Source organism: Denitromonas halophila (genome assembly GCF_007625155.1).
In the GTDB taxonomy this organism is placed as follows: domain Bacteria; phylum Pseudomonadota; class Gammaproteobacteria; order Burkholderiales; family Rhodocyclaceae; genus Nitrogeniibacter; species Nitrogeniibacter halophilus.
This window is the reverse complement of the sequence record NZ_VMNK01000009.1, coordinates 39,293-61,475: the sequence shown is the minus strand read 5'-3', so window position 1 is coordinate 61,475 and position 22,183 is coordinate 39,293. Positions and strand designations below refer to the sequence as shown.

Below are 22,183 nucleotides of genomic sequence, written 5' to 3'. Positions count from 1 at the left end.
GGATCATGAAACACAAAGTCAAACACGTCCATTTTGTGGGCATCGGCGGTGCCGGCATGAGCGGTATCGCCGAAGTGCTGCTGAACCAGGGTTTCGCCGTGAGCGGTTCGGATCTGGGTGAAAGCGCCGCCACGCGCCGCCTGACGGCCATGGGCGCCCGGGTCATGCGCGGCCACGATGCGGCCCACGCGGCAGATGCCGACGTGGTGGTGGTATCCACCGCCGTCAAAGCCGACAACCCCGAGGTGCGGGCTGCGCGCGTGCGTCAGGTGCCGGTGGTGCCGCGTGCCCAGATGCTCGCCGAGATCATGCGCCTCAAGCAGGGCGTGGCGATTGCCGGCACCCACGGCAAGACCACCACCACGTCGCTGACCGCGTCGATTCTTGCCGAGGGCGGGCTGGACCCGACCTTCGTCATTGGCGGTCGCCTGAACGCGGCTGGCGCCAACGCGCGCCTGGGCAAGGGCGAGTTTCTGGTGGCCGAGGCGGACGAGTCCGATGCCTCCTTCCTGCTGCTCAATCCGGTGATCTCGGTGGTGACCAACATCGATGCCGATCACATGGACACCTATGGCCACGACTTCGCGCGGCTCAAGCAGGCCTTCATCGACTTCCTCCAGCGCCTGCCCTTCTACGGCGTGGCCGTGCTGTGCGAGGACGACCCGCATGTCCGCTCGATCATGCCGCTGGTGTCCAAGCAGATCGTGCGCTATGGCTTCTCGCCGAACGCCAATATCCGCGCCGAGAACGTTCGCGCCGAAGCCGGCCGCATGGTCTTCGACGTGCTGCGCATCAACGGCACGGTGTCGCGCCTGCCGATCACCCTGAACATGCCGGGGACGCACAACGTCCTCAACGCGCTGGCGGCCATCGCCGTGGCGACCGAGGTGGGCGTGGCAGACGAGGCGATTATCCAGGCGCTGGCCGAATTCAAGGGCGTGGGACGGCGCTTCCAGCGCTATGGCGACATCGCTTTGCCGGCCGGCGGCAGTTTCACGCTGGTGGATGACTACGGTCACCACCCGGTTGAAATGGCCGCCACCATCGAGGCGGCGCGCGGTGCCTTCCCAGGGCGGCGTCTGGTGCTGGCCTTCCAGCCGCACCGCTACACCCGCACGCGTGATTGCTTCGAAGATTTCGTAAAAGTGTTGTCCACCGTCGATGCGCTGGTGCTTGCCGAGGTCTATTCGGCCGGCGAGGCGCCGCTGGTGGCAGCCGACGGCCGGTCCCTGGCGCGCGCGCTGCGTGTCGCGGGGCGGATCGAGCCGGTGTTTGTCGAGCAGATCGACGAGATGAGCCAAACCGTGCTCGACGTGGTGCAGGACGGCGACGTGGTGCTGACCATGGGCGCCGGCACCATCGGCGCGGTACCGGGCCAACTGGCCGGCGAGGAGAGCGCATGAGCGCCCGCGGCACCTGGTTGCGTGATGTCGGCATGGCCGAGCGCAGCGCCTGGGGCGTGGGCGGTACGGCGCAGTTTGTGTATACGCCGACCGATGCCGAGGACTTGCGCGGCTTTCTCGCAGCGCTGCGTCTCGACGAGCCGGTGCTGGTGAGCGGCACGGGCTCGCGCGTGGTGATTCGCCAGGGCGGCATGCAAGGCGTGGTGATCGGTACGGCCAAGTTGAAGCGCATCGATTTCACCGATGACGGCGTGTATGTCGAAGCCGGCGCGCTGTGTGCCCGGCTCGGTCACGCCTGTGCGCAACATCAGCACGGCGCACTGGCGTGGCTGGCCGGCGTGCCCGGTTCCATCGGCGGCGCCTTGCGTACCAATGTCAGCGTGGGTGAGCACGGGCTGTGGTCGCAGGTGAGGGCGGTGCATACCGTTGATCGACACGGCCATGCGCATGAGCGCGAAGTGACCGAGTTTGGCCTCGACCGCACCTGGGCCGGTGCCACGCGTCACTCGGACGAGATGATGCTCGGGGTGTGGCTGATCGGCGGCAGCGAGACGGCGCATGTGCCCATCGCAATGGCGGGCGCGCGGGCGGTGACGCAACTGTTTGCGCCTGAGAGCGTGCCCCATGTGCTGGCTGCAGGGCCGACCCTGACGGGCGCGGTGCGTCTCGATGGCGGTACGGCCCAACTTCAACTGGATGAAACGGCCGAGGCGGCGGATCTCGAATCGGCAATTGAACAATTGTGCGCGGCTGCGAGCCAGCAGGCGGGGCGGTCGGTTAATTGCCGGCTTCGCTTCGTCGGGGCGCGAGGCTAAGGCGATGAGCGAAATGACGGAAAGCATGCAGACACGATTCGGAAAAGTCGCGGTGTTGATGGGCGGCGCGTCCGCCGAGCGCGAGGTGTCGCTGATGTCCGGCAAGGCCGTGCTCGCGGCCCTGCAGGGTGCCGGCGTGGATGCGCACGCCTTCGACCCCGCCGATACCGATCTGCATGTGCTCAAGGATGAAGGCTACGATCGTGCCTTCCTGGCACTGCATGGCCGGGGCGGCGAAGACGGCACGGTGCAGGGCATGCTCGAGATGCTTGGCATCCCATACACCGGTAGCGGCGTGATGGCCTCGGCGGTGTCGATGGACAAATGGCGGACCAAGCTGGTGTGGCTGGCTGCAGGCCTGCCGACGCCGCGGTTTCACATCATCGACGAGACCAGCGACTGGGCCGCCGTGGCCGCCGACCTGGGGCTGCCGATCTTCGTCAAGCCGGTGCATGAAGGCTCGAGCATGGGCGCCACCAAGGTGACCGATGCAAGCCAGTTGGCCGACGCCTGGGCGCTCGCGGCGCGTTTCGACACCTTGGTGATCGCCGAGGAGTTTATCGAAGGCCAGGAGCTGACCATTCCCTTCCTGGGCGACGAAGTGCTACCGGTGGTGCGCATCGTGGCGCCGGGGGGCAACTACGACTATCAGAACAAGTACTTCACCGACGACACCCAGTATTTTTGCCCCAGCGGCTTGCCTGCGGCGCAGGAAGCCGAGCTGCAGGCGCTGATGTTGCGCGCAGCCCGTGTGTTGGCGTGCCGCGGCTGGGGCCGGGGTGACCTGATTCTGACCGCTGACGGCAAACCCTATCTGCTCGAAATGAACACCACGCCGGGCATGACCGGCCACTCGCTGGTGCCGATGTCGGCCCGCGTGGCTGGTTATGACTTCACCGCCCTGTGCCTGTCGATTCTGGAGAAAGCGCGCCTTGGCTGAGATCCGTCCGCGTCCTGCTAACCGCAAGCTTGCCAATCGTGCCGCCGGTGGCGGGCGGGTGCGTGTGGGCGTGTGGCATCGACCGGCGCTGCTGAACCTGGTGTCGGACGCGCTGATGCTGATCGCGACCGCGATGATCGGCTACGCGGCGGTCACCTGGCTGGCCGCGCGCCCCGCCTTCCAGCTGCGCGAAGTGACGGTGCTCACGCCGCCGGCGCAGGTGTCGGCAGAACAACTGCAGTACGCCGCGCGCTCGGCGGTGAAAGGCAATTTCTTCACGGTGGATCTGGTGTCGGTGCGCGAGGCCTTCGAAAAGCTGCCGTGGGTACGCCGCGCCCAGGTGCGTCGCCACTGGCCCGACATGCTCGAAGTGCGGCTCGAAGAGCACCAGGCCGTGGCCTATTGGACGGTGAACGACAGCGGCGAGACGCGGCTGGTCAATCGTCAGGGCGAGATCTTTGTGGCCGCCAGCAACGCCCACATGCCGGCCTTCATCGGGCCGGAGGGCTATGCCGGCTACGTGCTGGCCAGCCATGCGCGCTTCTCCAAACTGCTCGCGCCGCTGGGTCGGGAGTTGGTTGAGCTGGGCTTGTCCGCGCGAGAGGCGTGGCAGTTGACGCTGGACGATGGCCTGGTGATCCGCCTCGGTCGCGATCGTGAAAAAGCGCATGTCGAAGAGCGGATGGCGCGCTTCGTCGAGGCTTACCCCAAGGCATTGGCCAAGTCACCGATGACGATCGCGGTGGCGGATTTGCGGTATCCGAATGGTTTCGCCCTCTTGCCGGTGGGCGACAAGAAGTCAGTGGAAAGCAAAAAATGAGCAAGGAATACAAAGATCTCGTCGTCGGGCTCGACATCGGCACATCCAAGACCACCTGCATGGTGGCCGAGGTGCGCCCGGATGGACAGTTCAACGTGATCGGCCTCGGCACGCAGCCGTCCAACGGCTTGCGCCGCGGGGTGGTGGTCAATATCGAGGCGACCGTCGATGCGATCTCGCGGGTGATCCAGGAGGTTGAACTGATGGCCGACTGCAAGATCGGCGATCTTTACACCGGCATCGCGGGCAGTCACATCAAGAGCTTCAACTCGAATGGCATGGTGGCCATCAAGGACAAGGAAGTGTCCACGATGGATGTCGAGCGGGTGATCGAAGTGGCGCGCGCCATGCCGATCCCCGCCGATCAACAGATCCTGCACATCCTTACCCAAGAATTCATCATCGACGGCCAGGACGGCGTGCGCGAGCCGATCGGCATGAGCGGCGTGAAGCTGGAAGTGAAGGTGCACATCGTCACCGGCGCGGTGTCTGCTGCGCAAAACGTGGTCAAGTGTGTGCGCCGCTGCGGGCTGGAGGTGATGGACCTGATCCTGCAGCCGCTGGCCTCGAGCTACGCCACGCTGTCCGAAGACGAGAAGGGGCTGGGCGTGTGCCTGGTCGATATCGGCGGCGGCACCACCGATCTGGCGGTGTTCACGCAGGGGGCGATTCGCCACACGGCGGTGATTCCGGTGGCAGGTGACCAGATCACCAACGACATCGCCATGGCCTTGCGCACGCCGACGGCCGAAGCCGAAGAAATCAAGATCCGCCACGGCGTGGCGATGAGCTCGCTGGCCGACCCGAGCGAGATGATCGAAGTGCCCGGTGTCGGTGATCGCTCTGCCCGCAAGCTCTCGCGTCAGGCGCTGGCCGACGTGATCGAGCCGCGGGTGTCGGAATTGTTCGAGCTGGTGCAGTCGGAGTTGCGTCGCAGCGGCTACGAAGAGCTGCTCTCGTCCGGCATCGTGCTCACCGGCGGCGCCTCGGTGATGGACGGCATGATCGAGCTGGGCGAAGAAATTTTCCATATGCCGGTGCGCATCGGCGCACCGCAATACAGGGGTGGCCTGGCGGATGTGGTGTGTCAGCCGCGCTATGCCACCGCGATGGGATTGATGGTCGAGGCGATGGCGCAGCGGCGCCGCGGGATTCAGGCGCGCGAGACACGCAACCTGCGCCAGATGTTTGACCGGATGAAGGGTTGGTTTGAACGGAATTTCTAGGGCTCGCCCTCGGGCGGGGTTTTGTATGAATTTGTAGTTCGTCTGTTGCTGCCCGGTATTTAGTTATAGAATGCCAAACTAATACTAGATACCGGATAGCGCAGACGAGAAAGTGGCGTTAAAGCCGTTTTTCAAGGAGGCGAGGCACATGTTTGAAATCGTTGAAAAGGAACCGATCGGCACCATCATCAAGGTGGTCGGTATCGGGGGCGCCGGCGGCAATGCCGTCGATCACATGATCCGCGAGAGCGTGCACGGCGTGGAGTTCATCACCGCCAATACCGATGCGCAGGCGCTCAAACGCAATCTGTCATCCCAGAAGGTGCAGCTCGGCACCTCGGGCCTGGGCGCCGGCGCCAAGCCGGAAGCCGGCCGTTGCTCCGCGCAGGAAGCGCGTGAGCAGATCGCCGAGGCGATCAAGGGCGCGCACATGGTGTTCATTACCGCCGGCATGGGCGGTGGCACCGGCACCGGTGCTGCGCCGGTGGTGGCTGAAGTGGCCAAGGAAATGGGCATCCTCACCGTCGGTGTGGTGACCAAACCCTTCGACTTCGAAAACCGCGACCGCGTCGCCGACAGCGGCATCGAAGAGCTCTCCAGCCATGTCGATTCGCTGATCGTCGTGCTCAACGACAAGCTGATGGAAGTGCTGGGCGATGACGCCAGCCTCGAAGACGGCTTCCGCGCCGCCGACAACGTGCTGCGCAACGCCGTCGGCGGGATTGCCGAAATCATCAACATCCCGGGTCTGGTGAACGTCGACTTCCAGGACGTTCGCACGGTGATGGCCGAAATGGGCCGCGCCATGATGGGCTCCGCCGAAGCCGCCGGTATCGACCGTGCACGCATTGCTGCCGAACAGGCTGCCGCCAGCCCGCTGCTCGAAGGGGTTGAGCTCTCCGGCGCCCGTGGCGTGCTGATCAACCTGACCGCCAGCCGCTCGCTGAAGATGTCGGAAGTGAAGGAAGCTGTGAATACCGTGCGCGCCTTCGCCGCCAAGGACGCCTTCGTGATCTACGGCACCGTCTTCGACGAAGCCATGGAAGACCGCATTCGCGTCACCGTGGTTGCCACCGGTCTGGGCAACCCGGCCGTGTCGGCCAGCAAGCCCGTGATGCAAGTGGTGCAGGGTACGGGCACGTATGGCCCGTCCAGCGGCGCGCACGAAAATGATGTGCCGGCGGTGATTCGCAGCGGTCGTCGCACGACGGTCGAGGCGATGAGCGCCAGCGGTGTGGGCACTTACGATATCCCGGCCTTCTTGCGCAAGCAGGCAGACTGATCAGCATTCGTTCCGCCCCGGCGGGCGCCTTGCGCATGGACGATGCCTCCCGTCCGCGCGCAAGGCGCCCGTCGCCATTGAAAAGCGCGTTGTGCACCGCATGCTAGACTTCAGCCTGATGCGCCTGAGTCATTTCCTGAGCGGGCGCCAGGACCCTACACGGCGACGGATCATGATCAAGCAACGCACGCTCAAATCGACAATTTCGGCCACCGGCGTCGGCCTGCACGGCGGCCGCAAGGTGACCATGGTGCTGCGCCCCGCCGCGCCCGATACCGGCGTGGTGTTTCACCGGGTGGACCTCGATCCGCCGGTTGATCTGCCGGCTGACCCGTACTCCGTGGTCGACACCCGGCTGTGCTCCGGCCTCCAGCAAGGCGAGGCCAAGGTGGGCACGGTCGAACATCTCATGTCGGCGCTGGCCGGTCTGGGTGTGGACAATGTGCACGTGGATGTGGACGCGGCCGAACTGCCGATTCTTGACGGCAGCGCCGGCCCCTTCGTGTTTCTGATTCAGTCTGCCGGATTGGAAGAGCAAGCTGCGCCCAAGCGCTTTCTGCGCGTCAAGAAGGCGGTCGAATACCGCGAAGACGATAAATGGGTGCGCCTGGAGCCCTACGACGGCTTCAAGCTCGACTTCTCCATCGTCTTCAATCACCCGGCCATCAACCGCACCAAGACTGACGCCACCGTCGACTTCGCCGACCTGTCGTATGTGCAGGACGTGTCACGCGCCCGCACCTTCGGTTTCGTGCAAGACGTCGAGTTCATGCGCTCCAACGGCCTGGCCTTGGGTGGCAGTCTCGACAACGCGATCGTGATGGACGAGTACCGCATCCTCAATTCAGACGGGCTGCGCTACAACGACGAGTTCGTCAAACACAAGGTGCTGGACGCCATCGGCGATCTCTACCTGGCGGGCAAGCCGCTGCTGGCCGCCTACTCGGCACACAAATCGGGCCACGCGCTGAACAACCAGGTGCTGCGCGTGCTGCTTGAAGACGAAAGTGCCTGGGAGGTCGTCACCTTCGACGATCACACCCAGGCCGCCCCCAGTGTCGCTGGCATGTTCGAACCCGTATTGGGCTGATCGCCGATGTTTGTCATTCGACTGGCGGGTGTGCTGGCACTGCTGATGGTGGGCGGATCGCTGATTCTCTATCTGCTCTCGGGCAACCCCCGCTATCGCTACTGGGCCTGGGTGTTCACCCGCATTGGTCTGGTCACCCTGCTGGTATTCATGGCGCTGCTGCTCATCGAGCGCTTGTTGGCGCCGATTTTCTAGCCGTGAGCGTCGCGACCGAGGTGGCCTTGTGTAAAGTCGTCCGCCAAGGCGTCAGTGACCATCTCTCAAGTTGTAGAGCATTCCTCCCGGCGGCGCGGCGGGATCATTCTCTCCCGCCTTCAAAGTGATTCTGACGCTTTGCCCGTCAATGGCAACGCGGGGGTTGGTCAACGCCTTGGATCGGGTCGTCAAAAAACGCACAGACAGTGATGTTGGGGACTCCCAAACCAGTGTCACGCCGTATGCATTCTCGTTGCGCATGGCTCCGTATAGCACCGCCGCGGGTTCGCCACTGCGTTCCGTGCCCGTGGGCACCAGATAGACTTCGTAGCCGAACGAGGTCGTTGCGCCACCATTCGTTTCAATCAGCACCGCGTCGACTTTTCCGTCTGGCGCACTGAGACGAGTCACTTCGTCCTTGCTCGGTCCGACGATGAGGCCAAAGGCCAAGGAGAGTGCCGCCGCAGGAATAGCAACGACTGCCGCCAACGCCGCAACGCCAACGGCAACCACTTTGAGCAGGTGCGCAAGAAGCGGGTGCATCAGCGGTTCAATCGGATTTGGATGCCCCACGGCTTCGCCGCACGAAGCGTTCCAGCGCCGCGCGTAGCGGGTCGTCGGCGGGCAGGGCGCTGGCGAGCGAGCGCAAGGCGTCCTGCGTTTGATCGCTCACCGTGCGTTGTTCGGGGGGTTTCGGCGGGGGCGCGGGGTTCACCGGACGGGTGGCGATCTTGATGCTGCTGACCATCACGCCCTGCATTGCGAGCGTGTTAAGCAGGCGGGGTGTGGCCTGGCGCAGTTTGGCGGCGACGGCGCCGGTGGCGGCGTGAATCAGCAGCACATCTTCCTTGAGGTTGGCTACGTGGCAGCTGTCGGCCAGGTAGGGCGGCAGCTCGGCCAGCACGATCTGCTGGAGCCGGCCCAGACGGCTGGCGTGGGCGCGCAAGCGGTCGAGGGCCGAGCCTTCTCCAGCAAAGCGATCAAGCCGTTGCGTCATGGGGTGAATTGATGCATCTCAAGGGTTGGTGGTGATGGCGTGCACGGGACGGAGTCAGTTCTGCTGACCGTGCTAGTATTCGCATTTTGCCCCATCTCCCACGCCCCTGACATGATTTCCGGCCTTCTAAAGAAAGTATTCGGTAGCCGCAACGATCGGCTCATTCGTCAATATTCGAAGACGGTGCGGGCGATCAATGCGCTCGAACCCGAGATGGCGGCACTGTCCGACGCCGACCTCAAGGCCAAGACCGACGCCTTCAAGGCGCGGATTGCCGAGGGTGAGAGTCTGGACAGCCTTTTGCCCGAAGCGTTCGCGGTGGTTCGCGAAGCCGGCAAGCGGGTGCACGGCATGCGCCACTTCGACGTCCAGCTCGTGGGTGGCATGGTGTTGCACAACGGCAAGATTGCCGAGATGCGGACCGGCGAGGGCAAAACTCTGGTGGCGACGCTGCCGGTGTACCTCAACGCGCTGACCGGCAAGGGCGTCCATGTCATCACGGTGAACGACTATCTGGCCCGCCGCGATGCGGAGTGGATGGGGCAGTTGTATGGCTTCCTCGGCCTGTCGGTGGGCGTCAATGTGTCACAGCTGAGTGAGGCCGAGAAGCTCGCCGCCTACGCCGCCGACATCACCTACGGCACCAACAACGAATTCGGTTTCGACTACCTGCGCGACAACATGAAGTACGAAGCGGCAGAGCGTGTACAGCGCGCGCTGAGCTTTGCGGTGGTCGACGAAGTGGACTCGATCCTGATCGACGAGGCCCGCACGCCGCTGATCATCTCCGGCCAGGCCGAAGACCACACCGATCTCTACCTCAAGATGAACACCATCGCGCCGCTGCTGAAGAAGCAGATCGGCGAGGGCGATGACATCACCGAGCCGGGCGACTACACCGTCGATCTCAAGGCGCACCAGGTGCTGCTGACCGAAGCCGGTCACGAGCGCGCCGAAGAGATCCTGACCGAGCACGGGCTGCTGCCGGAAGGCACCTCGCTGTATGATCCGGCCAACATCCTGCTGATGCACCACATGTACGCCGCCTTGCGTGGCTACTCGCTGTTCCACAAGGATCAGCAGTACGTGGTGCAGAACGGCGAGATCATCATCGTCGACGAATTCACCGGCCGTCTGATGCCGGGTCGTCGCTGGTCCGAAGGCCTGCATCAGGCCGTTGAGGCCAAGGAAGGCGTCAAGATCCAGGCCGAGAACCAGACCCTGGCTTCGATCACCTTCCAGAACTACTTCCGCATGTACGCCAAGCTGGCCGGCATGACCGGTACGGCCGACACCGAAGCCTTCGAGTTCCAGTCCATCTACGGCCTCGAGACGGTGGTCATTCCGACCAACCGCCCGATGCAACGCAAGGACCAGAACGACAAGGTCTATCGCACCATGAAGGAGAAGTTCGACGCCGTCATTGACGACATCAAGGACTGCCACGAGCGTGGTCAGCCGGTGCTGGTGGGTACCACCTCCATCGAAAGCTCCGAGTTGCTCGCCGAGCTGATGGTCAAGGCCAAGCTGCCCCATCAGGTGCTCAACGCCAAGCAGCACGAAAAAGAAGCACAGATCGTCGCCCAGGCCGGTCGTCCGGGCGTCATCACCATCGCCACCAACATGGCGGGTCGCGGTACCGACATCGTGCTCGGCGGCAACGTCCAGAAACAGGTGGATTCGGTGATGGCCGACGCGTCGCTGTCGGACGAGCAAAAAGCCACCGCGACCGAGGCCCTGCGCAAAGAATGGGATTCGCTGCACGCACAAGTGATTGCGGCGGGCGGCCTGAAGATCATTGGTACCGAACGTCACGAATCGCGCCGTATCGACAACCAGCTGCGCGGCCGTGCCGGTCGTCAGGGCGATCCGGGCGAGAGCCGTTTCTATCTGTCGCTCGAAGATCCGCTGATGCGCATCTTCGCCGGTGACCGCCTCAACGCCATCATGGTTCGCCTCAAGATGCCCGAAGGCGAGGCCATCGAGCATGGCATGGTCACCCGTTCGCTCGAATCTGCCCAGCGCAAGGTCGAGCAGCGCAACTTCGATATCCGCAAGCAGTTGCTGGAGTTCGACGACGTCTCCAACGACCAGCGCAAAGTCATCTACCAGCAGCGCAACGAGCTGCTCGAAAGTACCGACATCTCCGAAACCATCACCGCCATGCGTCAGGGCGTGATCCACGACTGCTTCCGCCTGTATGTGCCGGCCGACAGCGTCGAGGAGCAGTGGGAGATTGCCGCGCTCGAGCAGGCGCTCGAGGGCGAGTATCAGCTGAAGCTGCCGGTGGGCGAGTGGATCGCGGCCGAAACCGGGCTGGACGACGACGCCATCGCCCAGCGTGTGGTCGAAGCGGCCGACGCGCATTTTGCCGCCAAGGTTGCCATGGTCGATGCCACCGCCTGGCACCAGTTCGAACGCAGCGTGATGCTGCAGAGCCTCGACAACCACTGGCGCGAGCACCTCGCCGCGCTGGACCACCTGCGTCAGGGCATCCATCTGCGCGGTTATGCGCAAAAGAACCCCAAGCAGGAATACAAGCGCGAAGCCTTCGAGCTGTTCGAAACGCTGTTGCAATCCGTGCGCACCGACGTCACCCGTTTGCTGATGACGGTTCAGATTCGCACCGAAGCGCCGCTCGAAGAAGTCGAGGCGGCGGGTGTCGAGAATGTGCAATATCACCACGCCGACTACGACGAAGCCCTGGGCATCAAGCGAGGCGACGACGATGGCACAGTCCCCGCCGACGCCGGTCCCAAAGTCGGTCGCAACGAGCCGTGTCCTTGCGGCTCGGGCAAGAAGTACAAGCATTGCCACGGCCGACTGGCCTGAACGTTCAAGCATCAATCAACGGCGCCCGAGGGCGCCGTTGTCATATTTGGCGCAGGGCTCAAGCCGGCGGCCTCTCGGACCGTTAAATTCAGCATGTTTCCAGAACTCTCATTCGACGAAATCCCCCCGCTGCCCGGTGTGACTCCCGAGGGTTTGAGCGAGTGGGTCGCCCATATTCGCGACCAGGAGATGCCGGCCTTCGGCTCGACGGTCGACGGTATCCGCGCCATCATGGACGACGACAGTGCCTCGGCCGGCCGGCTGGCCGCGGTCATTCTCAAAGACCCGGCGATGACCACCAAGGTCTTGCGCCTGGCCAACAGTGCCTATTTCAATAGCGCGCGGCAGGGCGTGGGTACGATCAGCCGCGGCATTGTCGTGCTCGGCTTTGATGTCGTGGCCGATCTGGCCATCGGGATTGCGTTGGTTGACGGTCTGTTGCAGGGTGGCGTGCGCAAACGTGTCGAGGCCGAGCTGTCGCATTGCTTCTTTGCCGCAACACTGGCGCGCGGCATTGCCAAAATGCGCGGCGACGGGCGGGCCGAAGAGGTCTTCATCGCTGCTCTCCTCACGCGCGTGGGTGAAATGGCCTTTTGGTGTTTTGGCGGCACCAAGGCGGAGTTGCTGGCGGAACAGCTTCCGCCGGATTGCACGCCGGAGCATGAAACCTCAACCCAGATGGCCGTGCTCGGCTTCCGCTTGCGTCAACTGTCGGTGCAGCTGACCCGAGAGTGGCGTCTGGGCAGCTTGCTGCATGCGGTGTTAGAACCGTCGGCTCGGCCCAGTGCGCTCGAAACCTCAATCGCGCTTGGCCATCAGGTGGCCGGGGCAGTGATCGGCGGCTGGGACAGCGCGCCGGCCAAAGCCGCGCTGACCGCGCTCGCGCGCCATATCGACCGCCCCGAGAAGGAAGTGCGCGAGACCGTGGCTGCGCTGGCCAATGAAGCCGCGCGCCTGGCCACCGAATACGGCGCGTCCACCGCGGCACGTGGCATTCCCGCTTCGTCCGAAGTGGTCGAGACCGTAACCGAACCGTTGCCGACGGTGTCGCCGGCCGAGCGGCAGCTGGCCATCTTGCGCGAATTGACTGCGCTGATCATGTCTGGCGGGCGATTCTCTGACGCCGTGTATCTCGCCGCCGAAGGCATTTTGCAAGGTGTGGGCTTTGCTCGCGTGGTGGTTGCCTTGCTGACGCCGAATCGCCAGCAATTGGTTGGCAAGTACGGCCTGGGCGCCGGCGGTGAAGCCATGCGTGCCGCCTTCGCATTGACGCTGAACCCCGGCGGCAAGGATCCGGTCGACTCCTTGATCGGTACCGCGCAACCGATGCGCCTTGCGGTATCGCGCGGCCATCTGGCCGGTATTGTCGGCACCGGGCCCGCCGCCATGGCGCCGATCATGGGCAACGGCCGGGTGATTGGCCTGGTCTATGCCGAGCGCGACGTTGGCGCCGCCGCCATCGACGATGAAGCCTTCTACGCCTTTGTGCACTTCGTCCAGCAAATGTCGATGGCGCTGGTCACTACCCACCGGGCAGGCGGCGGCGCCGCGCCCTGAGGCGCAACTCCGGTATCATTTCAGCCGATGCCGTGGCCCCGCCATGCGCACAGCCCTTTTCTGCTGATTTCGTCCGGAGACGCCCCGATGCCTGTCAATCTGCCGACCCTCAAGCCCGACCACCTGCATGCCATCGCCGGCGTCCGCCTCGGCGTCACCGAGGGCGGTATCCGCAAGGCCAACCGTAAGGACGTGACCGTCATCGCCCTCGATGCGGGCACCCGCGTGGCCGGTGTGTTTACCGAAAACCGCTTCTGCGCTGCCCCCGTGCAAGTGTGCAAGCAACACCTCGCCACCGGCGACATCCGCGCCCTGGTCATCAATACCGGCGTGGCCAACGCCGGCACCGGCGAGCGCGGCCTGGCCGACGCCAACACCACCTGCGCTGCGGTCGCCGCTGCACTGTCGATCACGCCCGAGCAAGTGTTGCCGTTCTCTACCGGTGTCATCCTCGAACACCTGCCCATGGACCGCCTCACCGCCGCCGTGCCCAAGGCCGCCGGCAACGTGCATATCGACGGCTGGTTCGATACCGCCCACGCCATCATGACCACCGACACCGTGCCCAAAGGCGTGTCGCGCCGCATCCAGATTGAAGGCAAGGAAGTCACCATCACCGGCGTCAGCAAAGGCGCCGGCATGATCAAGCCCAACATGGCCACCATGCTCGGCTTCGTCGCCACCGACGCCGCCGTGTCGCAGCCGCTGCTCGAGCGCCTGGTGCGCGAAGCCGCCGACCTGTCCTTCAACAGCATCACCATCGACGGCGACACCTCCACCAACGACTCCTACATCCTGATGGCCACCAGCAAAGCCGGCCACAGCGAAATCACCGACGACAGCTCGCCCGCGTGGGCGGCGCTGCGCGAAGCCGTCATCGCCGTCTCCATTGAACTCGCCCAAGCCATCGTCCGCGACGGCGAAGGCGCCACCAAGTTCATGACCATCGTAGTCAAAGGCGGCCGCGACCGCGCCGAATGCCGCAAGGTCGGCTACGCCATCGGCCAGTCCCCGCTGGTCAAGACCGCCTTCTTCGCCTCCGACCCCAACCTCGGCCGCATCCTCGCCGCCATCGGCTACGCCGGCATCGACGACCTCGACGTCAGCCAGATCCGCGTCTGGCTCGGCGACGTCCTCGTCGCCGAACACGGCGGCCGCGCCGCCAGCTACCGCGAAGAAGACGGCGCCCGCGTCATGGCCGAAGCCGAAATCGACGTCACCGTCGACCTCGCCCGCGGCCAGACCGAAGCCACCGTGTGGACCTGCGACTTCTCGTATGACTATGTGAAGATCAACGCGGATTATCGGAGTTGAGTTTCATGACGCCCCGGCTGCTGGCGTTCGCCGTGGTTATTGTCTTCGCTATCGTCGGATCTGGTCTTGCGACGCTTGTTTGGCGCTCGGGGTACTCAATTGCCGAGATGGATTGGGACGGCGATGGTGCAACATCGATTTCAGAGATGTTGAAGTCCGTGGATATAGGCAGTCGGGTTGTCGTGAAAGGCGGCGTTGAATGCGTCGAGTATTTCCAATTCAAGGACGGATTGGCCCTGCGCGTTTTGTGCCCTTGACCGGGGAAGAGGGATGGTTCGACAGTGGGGGGCGAGGGGGGCGCGTAAACGGTGTGCCTGCTCGTTCGGCCTCGCACGGCCGAGCCGCCCTCTGTCGCGCCAACCGGAGGCGGTGGCGGGCGGAGCAAGGGGCTTCGCTGTTTGAGCCCGCAGGGCGAGTTTGCGAAGCACCCCGCCCGACGCTGCCGCAGGGCGGGAACCCCCGCAGGGGGCGCAGAAGCGGGCTGTGCTTCTTTGCTTAGCTTTCTTGCACAAGCAAGAAAGTAAGTCGCCCGCCGGGGCGAGACCCGGCCAATCCAAGCCGGTCGGAGCCGTGGTGGCAACTGGGTGGCACCGCCCAGGCCGTAGCGGGCGACATGGCGATGTGGCAGGGCTTTTCACGTTGGGCTTCGCTGCGCTCAACCCAACCTACGCTCCAATCAAACCCCGGCTATAGCCGGGTGAGCCGCAACCGCCGAAACCACCCTCCGGCCAGCGCGGCGTTATCGCTCTCCACTCGCGCGCCCGGTGCCCCGGTCAGCAGTGTCTCGAACTCCACATCCATCCGCGTCGCGATGCGCCCCGAGATCGGCGTGAGCCAGCGTCGCAGCCGCGCCCGCTGCCCCGGTCGTAAAAACTTGTCGAACACCAGCAGACTCCCTCCCGGCCGGGTGACGCGAATCGCCTCCTGCAAGGCGCGCAACGGATCAGGCACCACGGCGAGGATGAGGTGTAATACGGTGTGGTCGAAGTGCCCGTTGGCAAAGGGCAGGGCGAGCACGCTGCCTTGCACGGCGTGATAGTTGTGCCGTTCGGCGCGCGGCAGGCTGCGGCGGAGCATGGCGGCGGTGAGGTCGATGCCGATGTAGCGGTGCTGGGGCGGGAGATGCGGCAGGTCCAGCCCGGTGCCGACACCGGCGACCAGCACGGTGCCGGGCGTTTGCGTGGCGAGGTGGGTGAGGCTGCGGATGCGGGCCTGGCGGGTGGCGGCGGTGAGCACCGCGTCGTAGAAGGGGGCGATGAGGGTGTAGCTGTGGCGCAGCGACATGGCGGCGTTCAACGCATGTGAATGAATCGACGGCGTAGACAGATGGCTGCGTTACTCACTCTTTCACTTCTCGCCCATTCATTTGAGATGCGTCGTCGTTCGAGCGCGTCGTTGCCCGATGCGGTCTGGCGTGGGGTTTGTGCGCGCGATGTCTTCACCCGCGCTCAGTGCAGCACGTTGGGCACGAGCAGGGCGAATTCGGGGATCTCGGCTTCGAAGCGTTCGCCGTCGGCGGCGACCATCTGATAGGTGCCGCGCATGGAGCCGACCGGGGTGGTCAAGGCGCTGCCGCTGGTGTATTCGAAGCTCTCGCCGGGGGCGAGCTCGGGGTGCTCGCCGACGACGCCGAGGCCGCGCACTTCCTGCACGTCGCCGTTGCCGTCGGTGATGATCCAGTGTCGGCTGACCAGTTGCGCGCTGACCGAGCCGACATTGCGCAGGGTGATGCGGTAGGCGAACACGTAGTGCGCCTCGTCCGGGTCGGACTGGTCGGCGAGGTAGAAGGACTCGGCGGTCACTTCAATATGGTAGGGATGTTCGTATTCGGTCATGTCGGGCGTCCCGCGGGGCGAGAGAATCGACTCATTGAAACGGAATCTCCCGATGCCCGCAAGCGCAGCACGGTGGGCGGCGCTAAAATGCGGGTCTGTTCAGCTCAACCTTGCCGGAGCCCACATGTATCGAATCGCCCCCAGCCTGCTGTCTGCCGACTTTGCCCGTCTCGGCGAGGAGGTGCGCAATGTGATCGCCGCCGGTGCCGACTGGATTCATTTTGACGTGATGGACAACCATTACGTGCCCAACCTGACCATCGGCCCGCTGGTGTGCGAGGCGATCCGCCCGCATACCGAGGCGCCGATCGATGTGCATCTGATGGTCAAGCCGGTGGACCGCATCATCCCGGACTTTGCCAAGGCGGGCGCGAATGTCATCACTTTTCACCCCGAGGCCTCGGAGCATATCGACCGCACGCTCGGCTTGATTCGCGATTCGGGCTGTCAGGCCGGGCTGGTGTTCAACCCGGCCACGCCGCTGCACCATCTCGACCATGTGATGGACAAGATCGACGTGGTGCTGCTGATGAGTGTGAACCCCGGTTTTGGCGGGCAGAAGTTCATTCCCGGCACGTTAGACAAGCTGCGCGCGGCGCGTGCCCGACTGGACGCGTATGAAGCGCAGAGCGGCCGCAAGATCCTGCTCGAGATCGACGGCGGGGTGAAGACCGACAACATTGCCGAGATTGCCCGTGCCGGCGCCGACACTTTCGTGGCCGGCTCGGCGGTGTTTGGCGCGGCGCGCGAGGGCGATCCGCATCACTACGACACGGTGATCGCCGATTTGCGCAAGGCGCTGGCGGGCGTATGAGTACGCGCTTTGCGGTCGACGCATTGCTCTTCGATCTGGACGGCACGCTGGTTGACAGCATCGGCGATCTGGCGCTCGCGGCCAACGCCATGCTCGCCGAGCTTGGCCGGCCGGCCCGGTCGCTGGAGGAAGTCCGTTGTTTTGTGGGCAAGGGCATCCCCAAGCTGGTCGAGCGCTGTCTGGCCGATGCTTCGCTGACGGACGCGGCGTTCGATGCGGCGGTCGAAGTGTTCAAGCGGCACTATGCCCAAACCAATGGTCAGGTGTCGCAGGCTTATCCTGGTGTGACCGACATGCTGGCTACGCTGCAGGCGCAGGGCATTCCGATGGCCTGCGTGACCAACAAGGCTGCGGCCTTTACCGAACCGCTCTTGCGGCTGACGGGCATCGCAACCTTCTTTGGTGCGGTGGTCTGCGGCGACACGCTCGATGTAAAAAAACCGCACCCCGGCATGCTCCTGCACGCCTGTGAGCAACTTGGGGTGGATATCGCGCATGTGCTGATGATCGGCGACTCGGCGAATGACGCCGAAAGCGCCCGCGCGGCGGGCTGTCCGGTGCTGCTGATGACCTGGGGCTACACCGAGGGGGTGCCGGTGGACACCATCGAATGCGATGGGCTACTATCGAGCGCAAACGCACTGCTGCAGCGCGTTGCGCCGCGAGCGCCTTGAAACTGCAGCCTTTTTTGACTCGACAAAGACCTCATCCGTGACCCACGAAAGCCCGTCTTTTCTGAAGGAGATCGCATCGGCCTGCGCCGGCTTAAACGCCGTCCCGCGTGGCTGGCGGTCGTGGCCCTGGCGCCTGCGCCCCTGATGCCTCGCGGGCTCGCCCCGCGCCGTCCTGACGACCCCCTGCTTTTTGTGGAGCTCACATGCTAGAAGCCGAATTCAATGCGCTTGCCGCGCAAGGCTATAACCGTATCCCGGTCACCCTCGAGACCTTTGCCGATCTCGACACCCCGCTGTCCATTTACCTGAAACTGGCCAACGAGCCTTACACCTATCTGCTCGAATCGGTGCAGGGCGGCGAACGCTTTGGCCGCTACTCGATGATTGGCCTGGCCGCCAATACGCGCATCGAAGTGTATGGTCGCAGCGCGCTGCTGCTCACCGGCAACCGTCTGGTCGAGCGCCGCGATTATGGCGACCCGCTCAATTACGTGGCCGAGTTCATGGAGCGCATCAAGGTGCCGCCCAACGACGGCTTGCCGCGCTTTGCCGGCGGTCTGGTCGGCTGCTTCGGTTACGACACGGTGCGCTATATCGAGCCGCGTCTGGCCGGCACCAAAAAAGACGACCCGATCGGCACGCCGGACATCCTGCTGCTGCTGTCCGAAGAAATCGCGATTGTCGACAACCTCTCCGGCAAGCTCACGTTGGTGGTGTATGCCGAGCCGGAAGTGCCGGGCGCGTTTCGCCGCGCCAAGCGCCGCCTGCGCGAGCTGATCGACAAGCTGCGCGCCCCAGTGTCGATGCCTGAAGACGTGCGTGGCGAGCCCCTGCCCGAGGTCTCCAGCTTTGGCGAAGAGGCCTTCAAGTCCGCTGTGCAGCGTGCCAAGGATTACATCGTCGAAGGCGACGTGATGCAGGTGGTGCTCTCGCAGCGCATGAGCAAGCCCTTTACTGCCTCGCCGCTGGCGCTGTATCGCGCCATCCGCACGCTCAACCCCTCGCCCTACATGTTCTTCTTCAACTTCGAAGACTTTCATGTGGTTGGCGCTTCGCCCGAAATTCTGGTGCGCCTGGAGGGGGACAAGGTCACGCTGCGTCCCATTGCCGGCACACGGCCGCGCGGCGCCAACGAGGACGAAGATCTGGCGCTGGAAAAGGAACTGCTCGGCGACGAAAAAGAGCGCGCCGAGCATGTGCAGTTGCTTGATCTGGGCCGCAACGATGTGGGCCGCGTGGCCGAGGTCGGTTCGGTGCGGGTGACTGAGCAGTTCGGCATCGAGCGTTATTCGCATGTGATGCACATCGTCTCCAACGTCGAAGGCCGTCTGCGCGACGAGCTCAACGCGCTGGCGGTGCTGCGCGCGTCCTTCCCGGCCGGTACGGTGTCGGGCGCGCCCAAGGTACGGGCGATGGAGATCATCGACGAGCTCGAACCGGTCAAACGCGGCATGTATGCCGGCGCCTCGGGCTATATCGGTTTCCATGGCGACATGGACATCTGCATCAACATCCGCACCGCGGTGCTCAAGGATGGGCTGATGCATGTGCAGGCTGGCGCCGGCATCGTCGCCGACTCCGACCCCGACGCCGAATGGGTGGAGACGCGCAACAAGGCCCGCGCCATGTTGCGCGCCGCCGAGATGGCCGAGCGGGGTCTCGACTCCGACCTCGACTGAGCTCGCCCTCATTGCGTGCCGCGCCAAGGCCTGAGCGCCGCGCGGCAGCCCCCCGGATGAACGGCGCGCCCTGAGCTGCGCCTTGCAGGAGCACCACAGCATGCTGCTGATGATCGACAACTACGACAGCTTTACCTACAACCTGGTCCAGTACTTCGGTGAGTTGGGCGCCAAGGTGAAAACCTTCCGCAACGACGAAATCTCCGTCGAACAGATCGGCCACATGGCACCCACGCATCTGGTGATTTCACCGGGGCCGTGCACGCCCAACGAGGCCGGCATCTCGGTCGAGGCGATCAAGCGCTACGCCGGCACGCTGCCGATTCTCGGTGTGTGTCTGGGCCACCAGAGCATTGGCGCGGCCTACGGTGGCAAGGTCGTGCACGCCAAGCGGCTGATGCATGGCAAAACCTCGCCGGTGCATCACCTCGACCAGGGCGTGTTCAAGGGCCTGCCCAACCCGCTGGTGAGCACCCGCTACCATTCGCTGGCGGTGGAACGCGAGAGCCTGCCCGACTGTCTAGAGGTCACCGCGTGGACCGAAGACGGCGAGATCATGGGGCTGCGCCACAAGACGCTGGACGTCGAGGGCGTGCAGTTTCACCCCGAATCCATCCTCACGCAGCACGGCCATGATCTGCTGCGTAATTTTCTTGATCGCAAGGCTTAAGCCCTGCCGGCATTCCTCCGGGCGAGGGCCCGGAGGCGTGTCGGTAGAACCCAGGAGGCAGCATGTCCATCACCCCCCAGGAAGCACTTCAGCGCACCATCGAACACCGCGAAATCTTCTTTGACGAGATGGTCTCGCTGATGCGCCAGATCATGGCCGGCGAGGTCTCGCCGGTGATGATGTCGGCCATTCTGGCCGGCTTGCGCACCAAGAAAGAAACCATCGGCGAGATCGCCGCCGCCGCCACGGTGATGCGCGAGCTGTCCACTAAGGTAGTAGTACCCCCGCCCAACGACAACTTCCTCGATGTGGTCGGCACCGGCGGCGACGGCACGCACACCTTCAACATCTCGACCGCCACCATCTTCGTCGCCGCGGCGGCCGGCGCGCGCGTGGCCAAGCATGGCGGGCGTAGCGTGTCGAGCAAGTCGGGCAGCGCGGACGTGCTCGAAGCGCTGGGTGTCAATATCGCGCTCAACGCCGAGCAAGTGGCCGAATGCATTTCGGAAGTTGGCATTGGCTTCATGTTTGCACCCAACCATCACAGCGCGATGAAGAACGTCGGGCCGGTGCGCAAGGAAATGGGGGTACGCACCATCTTCAACATCCTCGGCCCGCTCACCAACCCGGCCAGCGCGCCGCACACCCTGATGGGCGTGTTCCACCCCGATCTGGTCGGCATCCAGGTACGCGTCATGCAGCGCCTCGGCGCCGATCATGTGCTGGTGGTGCACGGACGCGACGGCATGGATGAAGTGTCGCTGGGCGCGGCGACGATGGTTGCCGAACTCAAGGACGGCGCGGTGAGTGAGTACGAGCTTCACCCCGAAGACTTCGGCCTGCAGATGCAGTCGGCCCGTCAGTTGCGGGTGCACGATGCGGCCGAATCCAAAGGTGTGCTGCTCGGCGCCCTCGATAATGTACCGGGCGCGGCGCGCGACATCGTGGTGCTTAACGCCGGTGTCGCCTTGTACACCGCCAAGCTCGCCGAGAACATCGCCGACGGCATCGGCAAGGCGCGCGAGGCGATCGAAAGCGGCGCGGCGCGGGCCAAGGTGGATGCGTTTGCGCGCTTTACGCAGCGTTTCGCTTGAAAATTGTGAATCAATCTACTGCGCTTGGCATCTCGGGGTTGGGCGGTGCTCGCGATGCTCATGTATCCAGAAATACATTCCGCTCGCTGCGCGCCGGCCGCCCCCGACCTGCCGGCGCTCGCGACGATTTCTTCACAATTTTGAGGTCTGAATGAGCGACGTTCTCAAAAAAATCCTCGCCGTGAAGGCCGATGAAGTCACCGCCGGTAAAGCGTTGAGTTCACTGGCCGAGGTGACCGCCGCCGCGCGCGCGCAGGCGCCGACGCGCGATTTCACCGGCGCCTTGCGTGCCAAGATCGCGGCCGGCCAGTCGGCGGTGATTGCCGAGGTCAAGAAGGCCAGCCCGTCCAAAGGCGTGATCCGTGCCGACTTCCGGCCGGCCGAGATCGCCCGCGCCTATGAAGCCGGCGGCGCGGCCTGCCTGTCGGTGCTGACCGATGAGCAATTTTTCAAAGGCCATGCCGACTATCTGCGCGAAGCCCGCGGCGCGTGTGCGCTGCCGGTACTGCGCAAGGATTTCATGATCGATCCGTGGCAGGTGTTCGAAGCCCGCGCCATGGGCGCCGATGCCATCCTGCTCATCGTCGCGGCGCTGTCGCTGGCGCAGATGCAGGAGATGGAAGCGGTGGCCGAGTCGCTCGGCATGGCGGTGCTGGTCGAGAGCCACGACGCCGGTGAACTCGACGTGGCGCTGCAATTGCGCACGCCGCTGATCGGCATCAACAACCGCAATCTGCGTACCTTCGAGGTGTCGCTGGACACCACGCTCGACCAGCTCGACCGTATTCCGGCCGACCGGCTGGTGATCACCGAGTCGGGCATTCTTGCGCCCGCCGACGTGCAGCGTATGCGCGAACATCAGGTCAATGCTTTCCTCGTCGGCGAAGCGTTCATGCGCGCAGACGATCCGGGCGTGGCATTGCAGAGCCTGTTTGGCTAAGGTTTG

General features: G+C 64.3%; 22 protein-coding genes. 18 read left to right on the top strand and 4 right to left on the bottom strand.

Features of this window, described 5'->3' with window-relative positions; genetic code table 11:
• Positions 1-5: 5 nt before the first annotated feature.
• From murC to FHP91_RS11240, 8 genes are all read left to right on the top strand, one after another.
• Positions 6-1,403: a UDP-N-acetylmuramate--L-alanine ligase gene (murC, locus tag FHP91_RS11275; protein ID WP_144309704.1), complete on the top strand. Its 1,398-nt coding sequence runs from the start codon at positions 6-8 to the stop codon at positions 1,401-1,403.
• The gene (locus FHP91_RS11270) at positions 1,400-2,218 is read left to right on the top strand and encodes an FAD-binding protein (RefSeq protein WP_144309703.1); all 819 of its coding nucleotides are present in this window, start codon (positions 1,400-1,402) and stop codon (positions 2,216-2,218) included. Before murC ends, FHP91_RS11270 begins: the two co-directional genes overlap by 4 nt.
• A gap of 25 nt (positions 2,219-2,243) precedes the next feature.
• Positions 2,244-3,158 carry a D-alanine--D-alanine ligase gene (locus tag FHP91_RS11265; protein WP_144309702.1) on the top strand — a complete coding sequence of 305 codons (915 nt, stop codon included), beginning with the start codon at positions 2,244-2,246 and terminating at the stop codon, positions 3,156-3,158.
• Positions 3,151-3,978 carry a cell division protein FtsQ/DivIB gene (locus FHP91_RS11260; RefSeq protein WP_144309701.1) on the top strand — a complete coding sequence of 276 codons (828 nt, stop codon included), beginning with the start codon at positions 3,151-3,153 and terminating at the stop codon, positions 3,976-3,978. The genes FHP91_RS11265 and FHP91_RS11260 overlap by 8 nt, the downstream gene beginning before the upstream one ends.
• A complete protein-coding gene (ftsA, locus tag FHP91_RS11255) occupies positions 3,975-5,204 on the top strand; it encodes a cell division protein FtsA (RefSeq protein WP_144309700.1) in 1,230 nt (409 codons plus the stop codon). The genes FHP91_RS11260 and ftsA overlap by 4 nt, the downstream gene beginning before the upstream one ends.
• Positions 5,205-5,352: 148 nt before the next feature.
• Positions 5,353-6,486 (top strand): cell division protein FtsZ, encoded by a 1,134-nt coding sequence (ftsZ, locus tag FHP91_RS11250; protein ID WP_144309699.1) that lies wholly within the window; start codon positions 5,353-5,355, stop codon positions 6,484-6,486.
• Positions 6,487-6,658: 172 nt separating this feature from the next.
• Positions 6,659-7,576: a UDP-3-O-acyl-N-acetylglucosamine deacetylase gene (gene lpxC, locus FHP91_RS11245; protein ID WP_144309698.1), complete on the top strand. Its 918-nt coding sequence runs from the start codon at positions 6,659-6,661 to the stop codon at positions 7,574-7,576.
• A 6-nt stretch (positions 7,577-7,582) separates the two neighbouring features.
• Positions 7,583-7,771 carry a hypothetical protein gene (locus tag FHP91_RS11240; RefSeq protein ID WP_144309697.1) on the top strand — a complete coding sequence of 63 codons (189 nt, stop codon included), beginning with the start codon at positions 7,583-7,585 and terminating at the stop codon, positions 7,769-7,771.
• Between the two features lie 51 nt (positions 7,772-7,822).
• On the opposite strand, the gene FHP91_RS11235 is transcribed toward FHP91_RS11240, so the two are convergent.
• Entirely contained in the window at positions 7,823-8,344 is a 522-nt protein-coding gene (locus FHP91_RS11235; RefSeq protein ID WP_144309696.1) for a hypothetical protein, read from the bottom strand.
• Positions 8,322-8,768 carry a DciA family protein gene (locus FHP91_RS11230; protein WP_144309695.1) on the bottom strand — a complete coding sequence of 149 codons (447 nt, stop codon included), beginning with the start codon at positions 8,766-8,768 and terminating at the stop codon, positions 8,322-8,324. The genes FHP91_RS11235 and FHP91_RS11230 overlap by 23 nt, the downstream gene beginning before the upstream one ends.
• 111 nt (positions 8,769-8,879) lie before the next feature.
• On the opposite strand from FHP91_RS11230, the gene secA reads away from it, so the two are divergent.
• The 4 genes from secA to FHP91_RS11210 all read left to right on the top strand — a co-directional run bounded on the left by secA (position 8,880) and on the right by FHP91_RS11210 (position 14,728).
• Positions 8,880-11,600: a preprotein translocase subunit SecA gene (secA, locus tag FHP91_RS11225; RefSeq protein ID WP_144309694.1), complete on the top strand. Its 2,721-nt coding sequence runs from the start codon at positions 8,880-8,882 to the stop codon at positions 11,598-11,600.
• Positions 11,601-11,693: 93 nt separating this feature from the next.
• Positions 11,694-13,157 carry an HDOD domain-containing protein gene (locus tag FHP91_RS11220; protein ID WP_144309693.1) on the top strand — a complete coding sequence of 488 codons (1,464 nt, stop codon included), beginning with the start codon at positions 11,694-11,696 and terminating at the stop codon, positions 13,155-13,157.
• Positions 13,158-13,244: 87 nt separating this feature from the next.
• Entirely contained in the window at positions 13,245-14,471 is a 1,227-nt protein-coding gene (gene argJ, locus FHP91_RS11215; RefSeq protein WP_144309692.1) for a bifunctional glutamate N-acetyltransferase/amino-acid acetyltransferase ArgJ, read from the top strand.
• Between the two features lie 5 nt (positions 14,472-14,476).
• Entirely contained in the window at positions 14,477-14,728 is a 252-nt protein-coding gene (locus FHP91_RS11210) for a hypothetical protein (RefSeq protein WP_144309691.1), read from the top strand.
• A gap of 430 nt (positions 14,729-15,158) precedes the next feature.
• Here FHP91_RS11210 and FHP91_RS11205 read toward each other — a convergent pair whose 3' ends face one another.
• Together FHP91_RS11205 and apaG are read right to left on the bottom strand one after the other, a co-directional pair.
• Positions 15,159-15,755: a class I SAM-dependent methyltransferase gene (locus tag FHP91_RS11205; RefSeq protein ID WP_144309690.1), complete on the bottom strand. Its 597-nt coding sequence runs from the start codon at positions 15,753-15,755 to the stop codon at positions 15,159-15,161.
• A 164-nt stretch (positions 15,756-15,919) separates the two neighbouring features.
• On the bottom strand, positions 15,920-16,306 hold the full coding sequence (gene apaG / locus FHP91_RS11200) for a Co2+/Mg2+ efflux protein ApaG (protein WP_144309689.1): 387 nt from the start codon (positions 16,304-16,306) through the stop codon (positions 15,920-15,922).
• 124 nt (positions 16,307-16,430) lie between these two features.
• On the opposite strand from apaG, the gene rpe reads away from it, so the two are divergent.
• The 6 genes from rpe to trpC all read left to right on the top strand — a co-directional run bounded on the left by rpe (position 16,431) and on the right by trpC (position 22,177).
• Positions 16,431-17,120, top strand: a complete 690-nt coding sequence (gene rpe, locus FHP91_RS11195; protein ID WP_144309688.1) for a ribulose-phosphate 3-epimerase — start codon at positions 16,431-16,433, stop codon at positions 17,118-17,120.
• Positions 17,117-17,794, top strand: coding sequence for a phosphoglycolate phosphatase (locus FHP91_RS11190; RefSeq protein ID WP_144309687.1), 678 nt, complete (start codon positions 17,117-17,119; stop codon positions 17,792-17,794). Before rpe ends, FHP91_RS11190 begins: the two co-directional genes overlap by 4 nt.
• Before the next feature lie 203 nt (positions 17,795-17,997).
• Positions 17,998-19,473, top strand: a complete 1,476-nt coding sequence (gene trpE / locus FHP91_RS11185; protein WP_144309686.1) for an anthranilate synthase component I — start codon at positions 17,998-18,000, stop codon at positions 19,471-19,473.
• 100 nt (positions 19,474-19,573) lie between these two features.
• The gene (locus FHP91_RS11180; protein WP_144309685.1) at positions 19,574-20,143 is read left to right on the top strand and encodes an anthranilate synthase component II; all 570 of its coding nucleotides are present in this window, start codon (positions 19,574-19,576) and stop codon (positions 20,141-20,143) included.
• A 62-nt stretch (positions 20,144-20,205) separates the two neighbouring features.
• Positions 20,206-21,237, top strand: a complete 1,032-nt coding sequence (trpD, locus tag FHP91_RS11175) for an anthranilate phosphoribosyltransferase (RefSeq protein WP_144309684.1) — start codon at positions 20,206-20,208, stop codon at positions 21,235-21,237.
• A gap of 151 nt (positions 21,238-21,388) precedes the next feature.
• Positions 21,389-22,177, top strand: coding sequence for an indole-3-glycerol phosphate synthase TrpC (gene trpC / locus FHP91_RS11170; RefSeq protein ID WP_144309683.1), 789 nt, complete (start codon positions 21,389-21,391; stop codon positions 22,175-22,177).
• The last annotated feature ends 6 nt before the right edge of the window (positions 22,178-22,183 follow it).